Source organism: Microvirga thermotolerans (assembly GCF_009363855.1).
GTDB classification, from domain to species: Bacteria; Pseudomonadota; Alphaproteobacteria; order Rhizobiales; family Beijerinckiaceae; genus Microvirga; species Microvirga thermotolerans.
This window is the reverse complement of the sequence record NZ_CP045423.1, coordinates 783,682-796,236: the sequence shown is the minus strand read 5'-3', so window position 1 is coordinate 796,236 and position 12,555 is coordinate 783,682. Positions and strand designations below refer to the sequence as shown.

The 12,555-nt window shown below is 69.1% G+C and carries 12 protein-coding genes; 8 read left to right on the top strand and 4 right to left on the bottom strand.

The window, feature by feature from the left end:
- Window positions 1-6 precede the first annotated feature (6 nt).
- Complete coding sequence (locus GDR74_RS03715) at window positions 7-1,605, bottom strand: gamma-glutamyltransferase (protein ID WP_152585044.1); 1,599 nt, start codon at window positions 1,603-1,605, stop codon at window positions 7-9.
- A 118-nt stretch (window positions 1,606-1,723) separates the two neighbouring features.
- Here GDR74_RS03715 and GDR74_RS03710 point away from each other — a divergent pair, with 118 nt between their 5' ends.
- Window positions 1,724-1,942, top strand: coding sequence for a hypothetical protein (locus GDR74_RS03710; RefSeq protein ID WP_152587638.1), 219 nt, complete (start codon window positions 1,724-1,726; stop codon window positions 1,940-1,942).
- 3 nt (window positions 1,943-1,945) lie between these two features.
- On the opposite strand, the gene GDR74_RS03705 is transcribed toward GDR74_RS03710, so the two are convergent.
- From GDR74_RS03705 to GDR74_RS03695, 3 genes are all read right to left on the bottom strand, one after another.
- Entirely contained in the window at window positions 1,946-2,314 is a 369-nt protein-coding gene (locus GDR74_RS03705; RefSeq protein WP_152585043.1) for a DUF1850 domain-containing protein, read from the bottom strand.
- Window positions 2,311-4,611 carry a TRAP transporter permease gene (locus tag GDR74_RS03700; protein ID WP_152585042.1) on the bottom strand — a complete coding sequence of 767 codons (2,301 nt, stop codon included), beginning with the start codon at window positions 4,609-4,611 and terminating at the stop codon, window positions 2,311-2,313. The genes GDR74_RS03705 and GDR74_RS03700 overlap by 4 nt, the downstream gene beginning before the upstream one ends.
- Window positions 4,612-4,704: 93 nt before the next feature.
- Window positions 4,705-5,670: a TAXI family TRAP transporter solute-binding subunit gene (locus GDR74_RS03695; protein ID WP_152585041.1), complete on the bottom strand. Its 966-nt coding sequence runs from the start codon at window positions 5,668-5,670 to the stop codon at window positions 4,705-4,707.
- 159 nt (window positions 5,671-5,829) lie between these two features.
- Here GDR74_RS03695 and GDR74_RS03690 point away from each other — a divergent pair, with 159 nt between their 5' ends.
- The 7 genes from GDR74_RS03690 to GDR74_RS03665 all read left to right on the top strand — a co-directional run bounded on the left by GDR74_RS03690 (window position 5,830) and on the right by GDR74_RS03665 (window position 12,544).
- On the top strand, window positions 5,830-7,407 hold the full coding sequence (locus GDR74_RS03690; protein ID WP_152585040.1) for an OpgD/OpgG family glucan biosynthesis protein: 1,578 nt from the start codon (window positions 5,830-5,832) through the stop codon (window positions 7,405-7,407).
- Window positions 7,408-7,499: 92 nt separating this feature from the next.
- A complete protein-coding gene (locus GDR74_RS18090) occupies window positions 7,500-7,670 on the top strand; it encodes a hypothetical protein (protein ID WP_194164614.1) in 171 nt (56 codons plus the stop codon).
- Between the two features lie 6 nt (window positions 7,671-7,676).
- Window positions 7,677-8,420 carry a zinc ABC transporter ATP-binding protein AztA gene (aztA, locus tag GDR74_RS03685; RefSeq protein WP_152585039.1) on the top strand — a complete coding sequence of 248 codons (744 nt, stop codon included), beginning with the start codon at window positions 7,677-7,679 and terminating at the stop codon, window positions 8,418-8,420.
- Window positions 8,421-8,439: 19 nt separating this feature from the next.
- Window positions 8,440-9,306 carry a zinc ABC transporter permease AztB gene (aztB, locus tag GDR74_RS03680; RefSeq protein WP_152585038.1) on the top strand — a complete coding sequence of 289 codons (867 nt, stop codon included), beginning with the start codon at window positions 8,440-8,442 and terminating at the stop codon, window positions 9,304-9,306.
- A gap of 49 nt (window positions 9,307-9,355) precedes the next feature.
- Complete coding sequence (locus GDR74_RS03675) at window positions 9,356-10,291, top strand: metal ABC transporter substrate-binding protein (protein WP_152585037.1); 936 nt, start codon at window positions 9,356-9,358, stop codon at window positions 10,289-10,291.
- Between the two features lie 152 nt (window positions 10,292-10,443).
- Window positions 10,444-11,406, top strand: coding sequence for a CobW family GTP-binding protein (locus tag GDR74_RS03670; RefSeq protein ID WP_152585036.1), 963 nt, complete (start codon window positions 10,444-10,446; stop codon window positions 11,404-11,406).
- 133 nt (window positions 11,407-11,539) lie between these two features.
- On the top strand, window positions 11,540-12,544 hold the full coding sequence (locus tag GDR74_RS03665; RefSeq protein ID WP_152585035.1) for a WD40 repeat domain-containing protein: 1,005 nt from the start codon (window positions 11,540-11,542) through the stop codon (window positions 12,542-12,544).
- Window positions 12,545-12,555 lie beyond the last annotated feature (11 nt).

Genomic DNA, 12,555 nt, shown 5'->3' with positions numbered 1-12,555 from the left:
ACCGGATCACAGCCCGAGGACGGCGCCGCCGGAGCGCGGATCCCATGCCCCCGCCACCCGGCCGTCGCCGGGAGACTTGACGAGCATTCCCGCCTCCCCGAAGGCGCCGGCGACCTCCCCGCTCTCCTCCTCCTCGACCCGGTGCCCCCGGCGGTCGAGCTCCCGGGCAAGGGAGGGGTCGAAACCCGCCTCGATCCGCAGGATTCCCGGTCCGCCGCCTTCCCCGGGCAGCAGCGCCCAGCGCGGCGCCTCCAGCGCCTCGGCCAGGGACAGCCCGGCCTGGGCATGGCGGGCGAAAAGCTGCGCCTCGACCTGCGGCTCCTCGGCGCCGCCAGCGCCGAAGGCGAGCACCCGCCCGCCGTCGAAGGCGGCCAGGACGGGAGCGAGGGCGTGGAACGGCCTGCGCCCCGGCTCCAGAGGATTCCAGCCGCCGGGGTCGAGGGAGAATCCCATCCCCCGCGCGTGCCAGAGGATGCCGGTCGCGGGCAGGAGGGAGCGGGAGCCGCCCTCCGGGCCGAGGCCATGGGTGCAGGAGACCGCGAGACCGTCCCGGTCGACGCAGCCGATCCAGAGCGAGCGCCCCTGCGGCGGGACCGGGGTGGCGAAGGCCCCCGCCCGGTCGGCCGCGGCGGCGGCCGCCTCCCGCTCCAGCCATCCGGCCCGGAAGAAGGAGACCGGGTCCTGCGGCACCTCCCAAGGATCGGCGACCACGCGGTCCCGCACCGCGTAGGCCCGCTTCACCGCCTCGATCAGCGCGTGCTGGAGATCGGCCCCCTCCGTCCGGCGCACCGCCATGCGGTCGAGGATTCCGGCGGCGAGCAGGACCGCCAGCCCCTGGCTCGGAGGAGGCGGAGCGAAGAGGGTCGCGGCGCGCAGGCGGATGGCGAGGGGCTCGACCGCGCGGGCCCTGTGGCCCTCGAGGTCGCGCCGCAGGACCGGGCTGCCGAGCCTCTCCAGATCGGCGGCGATCTCCCGCCCCACGTCCCCGCGATAGAAGTCGCCGAGCCCGGCATGGGCCAGCTGGCCGAGGGTATCGGCCAGCATGGGCGAAAGCGGCGGCGCCTCCGGCGCAGCCCCGGGGGCCGCGGGGACGGGCAACGCCCCCTCCGCCGCCTGCGGAACGGGGCGAGGAGCGCCCGTGCCCGGCGCGGAGACGGCCGGCTCGACCGGTCCGCTGCCCTGCCGGGCCAGGCGGATCGCATCGCCCAGCAGAAGATCGAGGGGCAGGCGCCCTCCGAGGGCCCGGGCGAGTTCGAGGGCCAGGATCCAGCCGCCGACGGCGCCCGCCACGGTCAGGCAGGCCTCCGGGCCTTCGAGGGGCGGCGCCTCGAAGCCCTTGTCCCGGCAGCGCCGGATCGTCGCCTGGCTCCCTGCCGGGCCTGAGGCGTCGAGGGCATAGACCTTCCCTCCGGGCTCCCGCACGAGCCAGAAGCCGTCGCCGCCGAGGCCGGCGGCGCGGGGGCGGACGGCGGCGGCGCTCGCCGCCATGGCGACCGCAGCCTCGACCGCGTTGCCCCCTGCGGCCAGGATCGTCAGGCCGGTCTCGGCGACGGCCGGATGGGGAGCGGCGACGGCGGCGGTGGAGAAAACGGGCGTTTCGGACATGGATGCGCTGAAAAGGTCGTTCGGACGAGGCGGGCGAAACTTGCACCGGAGGCAGGATTTAGGGTAGTCCCTGCCGCAACCGAACGAAGGGAGACCGGCCGTGGCTCAGCCCAAGCGCATGAACGGGCGCAATCTCGTGACGATCCTGAGCATCATGATCCTCGTGGGGACGGAGGTGTTCGGCGTCGCGATCGCCGGAGGCTGGGCCATCGCGGGACTGTTCGAGCTGGGCCATGTGGTCGGCTACGCGCTCATGGGCCTCTTCAGCCTCTTCGCCCTCTACGTCCTCGTCGTGCTCTGGCGCCGCTGCACGGCCGTGGAGCCCATCGCGGAGTAAGGCTCAAGGCGGGGCGCAGGACTTCATCATGATCGGGTCGGCCTGAGGCGGCACCAGGTCGCCCATCGGCCGGCAGAGCCCGTCGATGCAGACCCGCCAGTCCGCCGTCGCGCCCGAGCGCCGCAGCACGACTTCCCCCACCGGCGGCACCCGGGGCCGCCACTTCCAGACTCCGTCCTCGAATCGCGCCTCCGGCGGCGGGTCCATGCCCGCCCCGGACCCGCGCACCCGCGCCTCGACGAGCTCGAGCCCGGCTGGACCGGATCGCCAGTCCTCCTCCCAGAGGATCTTCTCCACCGAATGGGTCCAGGCGAGGGTCAGGGCGCCGGCCAGGAGCGGCACGGTCTTCGAGCCTGCGAGAAGGCAGATCACGAGCGGGTGGCCGGCAGCGGCGCCGCGGTCTTGCGGATCTTCCAGATGTGGAAGCCGACGAAGAGGGCTGCCAGGACGAAGCCGGCCTCGTCGGTGAGCGGGATCGCGGCGACGAGGAGGGCTGCGGCGGCGGCAGCCCAGGCGCGCTCCCACCATGCCAGCGGCTTCAGGAAGTATCCGACCGCGGCCATGCCCCACAGGACCATCGCGACGGACGCCTTGAAGACGATGTAGAGCACCGCCAGCCAATAGCCCACGCCTTCGAGCCCGGGCACGGGCTGCAGCATAAGAGTCGGATCGTAGACGGCCATGTAAGGCACGATGAAGCCCGGCAGGGCGATCTTCACCGCCTGCACGCCGATCTTGAGGCCCGATTCCTTGGCCATGGGCGCTGCCGCAAACGCGGCCAGCGCCACCGGCGGAGTCAGATCCGCCATGATGCCGAAATAGAAGACGAACATGTGCGAGACGATGAGCGGCACATTCAGCTGCAGCAGAATGGGCGCGGCCAGCGACGAGGTGATGATGTAGTTCGGGATGGTCGGGATGCCCATGCCGAGGATCAGGCTGAAGATCATCGTGAGCACGAGAGCGGCGAAGATGTTGTCCTTGCCGATCGAGATCATCCAGGTGCCGACGATAGTGCCGAGACCCGTAAGCGTCATCGTGCCGATCACGATGCCGACCACCGCACAGGCAAGGCCCACGGGCAGCGCCTGGCGCGCGCCGTCGGCCATGGCATCGACGCAGGCCTGCAGCGTGGTGCGGCCCCGTCCTGAGAAGGCGTTCCAGAGCGACAGCAGAGCCACGATGACGACGACGAGCGTCACGCTCGATGCCAGCGAATAGGCCGAAACGAGGGCGAGCCCGATCCAGAACGCGACGCGCAGCGCCGGAACCGTGAGACCCGCGGCGATGGCCGTGCCGAGGATGAGCGCCACCGTGAGCGACAAGCCGACGGCACCGGCGAAGAGGGGCGTATAGCCCGCGAAGAGCAGGTAGACGAGCACCCCGAGCGGAGCGACGAGGAACCACTTGGCCTTCATTTCGGCCCACGCATTCGGCAGCTCCGCCTTGGGCAGCCCCCGCAGGTTGCGCTTGCCGGCCTCAAGGTGCACGGCGAGATAGCAGGCCGCGAAGTAGAGGATCGCCGGGATGATCGCGGCTTCCACGATCTTGGCATAAGGCACGTCGATGGTCTCGGCCATGATGAAGGCCACGGCGCCCATGACCGGAGGCATGATCTGCCCGCCCATGGAGGAAGTGGCTTCCACGCCGCCCGCGAAGGCGGAGGTGAAGCCGAAGCGCTTCATCAAGGGAATCGTGAACTGGCCCGAGGCCACCACGTTGGCGACGCCCGAACCGGAAACGGTGCCCATCAACGCTGACGATGCGACGCAGACCTTGCCCGGCCCGCCCTGCTTGTCGCCGAACACGGCCATCGAGATGTCGTTGAAGAAGTCGATGACGCCGGCCTTCTCCATGAAGGCACCGAACAGGATGAACAGGAAGATGTAGGTGGCCGAGACCAGCGTCGGCGTCGCATAGATTCCTTCGGTTCCGAAGGACATGTGCTCGATCACCTGCTCGAGCGAATAGCCGCGGTGGTCGAGAGGCGCGGGCAGGTAATTGCCGAGAAGGCAATAGGCGAGGAACAGGCCCGCGACGATGGGAAGAGCAGGCCCCATCACCCTCCAGACCAGATAGATCAGGATGACGAGCGCCGCGATGCCCACGACGAGATCGCCGCTCGTCAGCTCGCCCGCGCGGACCACAAGGTCGTTGTAGAGCGCCCATTGGTAGAGGCCGACGCCGAAGCCTGCGAGGCCCACGATCCAGCCCAGGGCCCGCAGCGCCGACGTGCCCGAACGATGATTGGCGATCATCGCTCCTGCCACGAGGCAGAGGAAGCCGACATGCAGCGCACGCACCACTTGGCTCGGAATGCTGCCGCCGAACTTCAGGATGAGGCCGAAGGCCAACGCTACGGAAAGCCATGCGAGAACGCCGTCGACGGTGCCGCGCCGGCGCACGGCCTGCACGACCAGCCATACGACCCAGGTCGCCATGACGCCGCCGAGAATATGAAAGAGGCTCGCGCCGGCCAGGAAGGGCTGATCGAGCGGAATTCCGAAGGACGTGACGATCTGGAAGGTTGAGAACGACACCGCGATCCAGAACAGGAGCCTGCCCCAGAACCCTTCCCCGAAGCTCTCCGGGAGGCCATGCTCCGGGTTCACGCTCTCGGAGGGAGCCTCCATCTGGGCGAGTTCGGACGTGTTTGCTCTCTGGCTCATCGCGCGGCGTCTCCGGTAAAATCGTTGTTTTTATAATATAAAAAGCCGGAGCAGTTCACCTGCCCCGGCTCGATTGTAAATCGGCCGAAGGGATTAAGAGCCCTTCTTCACGCCCTTCTCGTCGAAGTAGCGCTGCGCGCCCGGATGGACCGGGACCGGCATGCCGCTGAGGGCGCTCTCGAGCTTGATCTCCTTGGCGGCCGCGTGGGCGGCGGCAAGCTCGGGCAGGCTCTCGTAGATGGCCTTCGTCATCTTGTAGACCGTGTCGTCGCTCACGCCCTCGCGGGTGACGAGGTAGTTCACCACCGCCGCCGTCTGGACGGGCGCGGTCTGGCCCTCGTAGGTGTTGGCCGGGATCGTCGCCTTCACGTAAGGAGAGCCGACCTTCTCCACCACGGCGGCCGGGATCTCGACCACCACGATGTCGACGGAGGTCGCGAGGTCGCGGATCGACGAGACGCCGAGGCCCGCCGATTGGAGGGTGGCGTCGAGCTGGCGGTTCTTCATCAGCTCGACGGACTCGCCGAAGGGCAGATACTCGACCTTGCCGAGGTCCTTGTAGGTGAGGCCCGCCCCCGCCAGGATCGCCCGGGCGTTGAGCTCCGTGCCGGACTTCGGCGCGCCGACGGAGAGGCGCTTGCCCTTCAGGTCGGCCAGGGTCTTGATACCGGAATCCTTGGAGGCGACCACCTGGATGTAGTTGGGATAGATCGCCGTGACGCCGCGCAGCTTGTCGAGCTTGGCCTTGAACCCGGCCTCCTCGTCGCCGGCCCAGCCCATGGCGAGGCTGTCGCCGAGGGTGAAGGCCAGCTCGCCCTTGCCCTGCTGGAGCAGGTTCAGGTTCTCCACCGAGGCCTTCGTCGCCTGGACCGAGGGGCGGCTGCCCGGCATCTTCTCTGTGAGAACCTTGGAGATGGCGACGCCAAGCGGATAATAGACGCCCGAGGTCCCTCCCGTCAGGATGTTGATGAAATCCTGGGCCTGCGCGGGCAGGCCGGCGCCGGCGAGGGCGAGGGCGGCGGCCGCTCCGACGAGGCGGCGGGTGAAGGTTTTTCGCATGGCGCAGTGACTCCCTGGATCTGCGGCGCCCGTCCGACGGCGCCTGTGAGTGGCGCCAGTTTGGCGGCTGACGCGGATTTCTCAAGAGGATAAGACTGACTTAATCCTGCCACCTTGGTCGGTAGGGGTCTCGTCTCCACAGCCGAAACGTATCCCTTCATGTTCAACCGTCGTCAGTTTCTGGAATACGCCGCCGCCACGGCGGGCCTTGCCGCCGCGGGCTTTTCCGCCCCCGCCATGGCCCAGCAGGGATTGAAGTTCGGGTCTTCAGCGCCCTTCTCCTTCGAGGCCCTGAAGGCCCGGGCGCAGGAGATGGCCCGCAGGCCCTACGCGCCCCCGCCCCAGCCCTCGCCGGAGGTGCTCTATCAGATCGACTACGACGCTCACGGCAAGATCAAGTTCAAGACCGATCTCGCCCTGTGGGCCAACGGGCCGAGCGAGTTCCCGGTCACCTTCTTCCATCTCGGCCGCTACTTCCAGAAGCCGGTGCGCATGCACGTGGTCGAGAACGGACAGGCCCGCGAGATCGTCTACGACGACGCCTATTTCGACATGCCGGCGGACTCGCCGGCCCACAGGCTGCCGGACAATTCCGGCTTCGCGGGCTTCCGCTTCCAGGAAGCGCGGAACGGCTCCCTCGACTGGCGCAAGAACGACTGGGTCGCGTTCCTCGGCGCATCCTATTTCCGCGCCATCGGCGAACTCTACCAGTACGGCCTCTCGGCGCGGGGGCTCGCCGTGGACGTCGCCGTCTACGGCAGGAACGAGGAGTTCCCCGACTTCACCCATTTCTACTTCGACACGCCGCAGCCGGACTCCGACACGGTGACCGTCTACGCCCTCCTCGACGGCCCGAGCGTCTCGGGCGCCTACCGCTTCGTCATGCGCAGGACGAAGGCGGTGCTCATGGACCTGGAAAGCGCCGTGTACCTGCGCCAGGACGTGAGCCGCCTCGGCATCGCGCCGCTGACCTCCATGTACTGGTACTCGGAGAAGTCGAAGCCCACCGCCATCGACTGGCGGCCGGAGATCCACGACTCGGACGGCCTCGCCATGTGGACGGGCACGGGCGAGCGGATCTGGCGCCCGCTCAACAACCCGCCCCGGATCATCACCTCCGCCTTCACGGAGGAGAACCCGAAGGGCTTCGGCCTGCTGCAGCGCGACCGGAACTTCGACCACTACCTCGACGGCGTCTATTACGACCGCCGCCCCTCCCTGTGGATCGAGCCGCTGGGCGGATGGGGCAAGGGCTCGATCCAGCTCGTCGAGATCCCGACCGACGACGAGATCCATGACAACGTCGTCGTCATGTGGGTTCCGGCCGAGCCGGCCCGGGCGGGCCAGTCCTTCGACCTGCGCTACCGGATGTACTGGACCGCGGACGAGCCCTTCCCCACGCCCCTCGCCCGGGTCGTGGCGACCCGCTTCGGCAACGGCGGCCAGGCCGGCACGGCCAGGCCGAAGGGGGTGCGCAAGTTCATGGTCGAGTTCAAGGGCGAGCCCCTGGCGCGCCTGCCGAACGGCGTGATCCCGCGCCCGGTGCTGACCGCGTCCCGCGGCGAGTTCTCCAACATTCTCACCGAAGCCGTGCCCAACGACGTGCCGGGCCACTGGCGCACGCAGTTCGACCTGACGGTGACCGGAACCGAGCCGGTGGAGATGCGCTGCTACCTGCGCCAGGGGGACGAGGTCCTGAGCGAGACCTGGCTCTACCAGTACCACCCGCCGTTCTAGGATTGCAGGGCACCCGCCCTGCAACCAAAAAATGCGTATAAAATACTATACGCCCTCTGGAAAGGGAGGCTTTCTCCCTATACTAGAGGCTCATGGCCCATCACGATCACAGGCACGAGCCGCGCGTTTCCGCCCATGCTCCCCATGCGGTGGCAGCGGCTCCGACCTTCTCGCTCCTGCGGCTTTCCGCAGGGCAGCGGGCGGCCGGCGCCGGGCTTCTGCTGACGGGCCTCTGGCTCCTCGTTCTTCTCGTGATGGGGTGAGCCGCCATGCGCGCAGCGTCGATCCGCTTCGATGAGGTCACCCTCGGCTATGACCGCCGCCCGGCGGTGCACCACCTCCGGGGGGAAATCGCGGCCGGGAGCCTGACGGCGGTCGTGGGACCGAACGGGGCGGGCAAGTCGACCCTGCTCAAGGGGATCGTCGGCACGCTCAAGCCCCTCGAGGGCCGGATCAACATCGCCCCCGAAGGCCGGACGGCCGTCGCCTACCTTCCGCAGGCGGCGGAGATCGACCGCACGTTCCCGATCTCCGTCTACGACCTCGTGGCGATGGGCCTGTGGTCGCGTTCGGGACTTTTCGGCGCCGTCGGCCGCAGCGACAGGACCCGGATCGAGGAGGCTCTCGCGGCAGTGGGCCTCGTCGGCTTCGAGCGGCGTCCCATCTCCACCCTGTCCGGAGGCCAGATGCAGCGCGCCCTGTTCGCACGCCTCCTGCTCCAGGACGCCTCCCTGATCCTTCTGGACGAGCCCTTCACCGCCATCGACGCCAGGACCACGGTGGACCTCCTCGCCCTCGTCCGCCGGTGGCACGACGAGAAGCGGACCGTCGTCGCCGTGCTGCACGACCTGGACATGGTCCGGCGGACCTTTCCCGAGACTCTCCTGATCGCCCGCGAGCCCGTGGCCTGGGGAGCGACGGAGCGCGTGCTCAGCCCGGAGAACATGCTCGCGGCGCGGCGCATGGTCGAGGCCCACGACCCCCATGCCGCCCCGTGCCGGCGCAGCGCCTGAGCGCCGGAGACAAGCTGCCATGGCCGACCTGTTCCTCGCGCCCTTCTCCGATTTCGAGTTCATGAGGCGCGCCCTCGTGGGCGCGATCGCCATCGCCCTCGGCGGCGGCCCGGTCGGGGTCTTCCTCATGCTGCGCCGCATGAGCCTCACCGGCGACGCCATGGCTCACGCCATCCTTCCCGGCGCCGCCATCGGATACCTGATCGCCGGCCTCTCGCTGCCCGCCATGACCGTCGGCGGGATCGTCGCCGGCGTCGCCGTCGCGGTGGCCGCGGGGCTCGTGTCCCGGTTCACGGCGCTGAAGGAGGATGCCTCGCTCGCGGCCTTCTACCTCCTCTCCCTGGCGCTCGGCGTCACCATCGTCTCCTTGCGCGGATCGAACGTGGACCTGCTGCACGTGCTCTTCGGCACCGTGCTCGCCCTGGACGACCGCACCCTGCTCCTCCTCGCCTCGATCTCGACCGTGACGGTCCTCGCCCTCGCGCTCCTCTACAGGCCGCTCGTGCTCGAATGCGTGGATCCCACCTTCCTGCGCTCCGTGAGCCGCGCCGGAACGCCGACCCACCTCGTCTTCCTCGGCCTCGTGGTTCTCAACCTCGTCGGCGGCTTCCATGCGCTCGGCACGCTGCTTGCGGTCGGCATGATGATGCTCCCCGCCGCCGCGTCGCGCTTCTGGACCAACGACATCACCATGATGATGCTCGTCTCCGTCGCCATCGGCATCGTCTCCGGGGCCGGAGGCCTGCTCCTGTCCTTTCATGCCGAGCTCCCCGCCGGTCCCGCCATCATCCTCACGGCGGGCGGCATCTACGGGCTGTCCCTCGTCCTCGGCCGCGAGGGCGGCCTGCTCCGGCTCGCCTGGCCGGGCAGGCACCTGGAGGCCTGAACCGCGCCGGACCGAGCCCCTCCCCGGACGACCAGCCAGAGGAAACCCGATGCCGACGAGACGACACATCCTCCTTTCGCTCTTCGCGGGAGCGCTCGCCCTGGCCGCCCTGCCCTCCGCCGGGCGGGCCCAAGGCGGCGACAGGATCGAGGTGGTGGCCACCTTCTCCATTCTCGGGGATCTCGTGAAGCAGGTCGGCGGCGACCGGGTCTCCGTCACGACGCTCGTGGGCCCCAACGGCGACGCCCATGTCTACGCCCCGTCCCCGGCGGACGGGCGGCGCCTTGCGGATGCCAGGGTCGTGTTCGTCAACGGCCTCAGGTTCGAGGGCTGGATCGACCGGCTCATCGCCTCCTCGGGCACGAAGGCGGCGAAGGTCGAGGCGGCGCGGGGCGTTAAGCCGCTCGCAAACGGGGAGGAGCACGGCCATGGCTCCGGGCACGCCCACGACCATGGCGGGGCCGATCCCCATGCCTGGCAGAACGTCGCCAACGCCAAGATCTACGTCGCCAACATCCGGGACGGCCTGATCGCCGCCGATCCCGCCGGGAAGGAGGCCTACGAGGCCCGCGCCGCCGCCTATCTCGCCAGGCTCGACGCCCTGGACGCCGAGGTGAAGGACATGGTCGCGCGCATTCCGGAGGATCGCCGCCGGATCATCACGTCCCACGACGCCTTCCGCTATTTCCAGGAGGCCTACGGCATCGCCTTCGTGGCGCCCCAGGGCGTCTCGACGGACGCGGAGGCCTCCGCGAAGGACGTGGCCAAGATCATCCGCCAGATCCGGCGCGAGAAGATCAAGGCCGTCTTCGTGGAGAACGTCTCCGATGCGCGCCTCATGGATCGGATCGCCCAGGAGACCGGCGCGCGAATCGGCGACAGGGTGTTCTCCGACGCGCTCTCCGGGCCCGACGGGCCGGCGGGCACTTACATTGACATGATGAGGCACAATATAAGAGCCTTCAGCGCGGCCCTGTCGAGCTGACCTTTGTCCGCCCTCCCCTCGCCGGGGAGGGCCGCGAGCATCGCGGGCGGGGTGGACGGATCCCCCCTTTCCGGTGTTCGCAATGCCACTCCACCTCGGCCTTTCGGCCGATCCTCCCCCGCGAGGGGACGATGAAAGCTGCGGACCATCCGATGACCGACAAGATTCCCGTCACCGTTCTCACAGGCTACCTCGGCGCCGGAAAGACGACGCTCCTCAACCGCATCCTCACCGAGCCGCACGGCAAGAAATACGCCGTCATCGTCAACGAGTTCGGCGAGATCGGCATCGACAACGAGCTGGTCGTCGGCGCCGACGAGGAAGTGTTCGAGATGAACAACGGGTGCATCTGCTGCACGGTGCGCGGCGACCTGATCCGCATTCTCGACGGCCTGATGAAGCGCAAGGGCAAGTTCGACGCCATCATCGTCGAGACCACCGGCCTCGCCGATCCTGCCCCCGTGGCGCAGACCTTCTTCATGGACCAGGACGTGGCCGACGCCGCGCGTCTCGACGCGGTGGTGACGGTCGCCGACGCCAAGTGGCTTTCCGACCGCCTGAAGGACGCGCCCGAGGCCAAGAACCAGATCGCCTTCGCGGACGTGATCGTCCTCAACAAGATCGACCTCGTGACGCCGGAGGAGCTCGACGCGGTCGAGGCGCGCATCCGCGCCATCAACCCCTATGCGAGGCTCCACCGCACGCAGAACTGCGCCGTTCCGCTCGCGGAAGTGCTCGACCGCAAGGCGTTCGATCTCGACCGGATCATCGAGCTGGAGCCCGATTTCCTGGAGGAGGGGCACCACCATCACCACGACGAGGAGATGCAGTCCGTCTCCGTGAAGGTGGACGGCGAGGTCGACCCGGAGAAGTTCATGCCGTGGATCTCCAACCTCACCCAGGTCCAGGGGCCCAACATCCTCCGGTGCAAGGGCATCGTCGCCTTCCCCAACGAGCCGAGGCGCTTCGTCTTCCAGGGCGTCCACATGATCCTCGACGGCGACGTGCAGGGCGAATGGAAGCCGGGCGAGAAGCGGGATTCCAAGGTGGTCTTCATCGGTCGCGACCTCGACGAGAAGGCGATCCGCGAAGGCTTCCTGGCCTGCGCGGCGTGAGGACCGGCGCCCGCCGTTCCGGGACGGCGCCCGCAAGGGGGCTTGCGGGAAGGGGGCTTGCGGGAAGGGGGCCGAGGCTCTTGCCCCGCATCCGCCGATCTGTGCTATCGCTCCGGCGAAAGGGATCGCTTCGATGACCGCAGGAACCGCTCCGTCTCTCACCCAGAGCATCGCCCCCGTGGACGCGGGGGCGCACGTCACCGCCGTCGGCTGGCTGAAGGACACCGCCGCCTTCGGACTCGGCGACGGCGGCGTGCTGCTGGCGAGGAACGGCGAGACCCACCGGGTCGAGGCGCATCCGGATGCCGGCGTGCTCGCGGCCGCCTGCGACGGCGAGCGGTTCCTCACCGGCGGCGACGACGGGCGGGTCGCGGTGACCGGCGCGGACGGGTCGACCCGCACCCTCGCCGAAACGAAGGGCGCCTGGATCGACGCGCTCGCCGTGAGCGGCGGAGGCGCTTTCGCCTACGGCGCGGGCCGGCGCGTGACCGCCCGGGACGACAAGGGCCGGGAGAAGGTGCTGGAGGTGCCCTCCACCGCGCGCGGGCTCGCCTTCGCGCCGAAGGGCTACCGTCTGGCGGTCTCCCACTACAATGGCGCCACCCTGTGGTTCCCGAACGTGGAGGCCAGGCCCGAGGTGCTGGAATGGAAGGGCTCGCACCTGGACGTGACCTGGTCCCCCGACGGGCGGTTCGTCGTCACGTCCATGCAGGAGAACGCCCTTCACGGCTGGCGGCTCGTCCCCGACAAGGGCCACATGCGCATGTCCGGCTATCCCTCGAAGACCCGGTCCTTCTCCTGGTCCCACGACGGCAAGTGGCTGGCGACCTCGGGAGCCGAGGCGGCCATCGTCTGGCCGTTCGAGTCCAAGGACGGGCCCATGGGCAAGGCGCCGCGGGAATGCGGTGTGCGGCCCGCGAAGGTGAGCCGGGTGGCGTTCCACCCGAATGCCTACGTGCTGGCGGTCGGCTACGAGGACGGCTGCATCCTCCTGATCCGCCTCGGCGATGCCTCGGAGCTCCTCGTGCGCCACGCCGTCAAGGACAGCGGCATCTCCGCCATGGCCTGGGACAGGGCCGGCCGCCGCCTCGCCTTCGGGTGCGAGGACGGCCAGGCCGGGATCCTGACCCTGCCCTGATCCCATGAGAT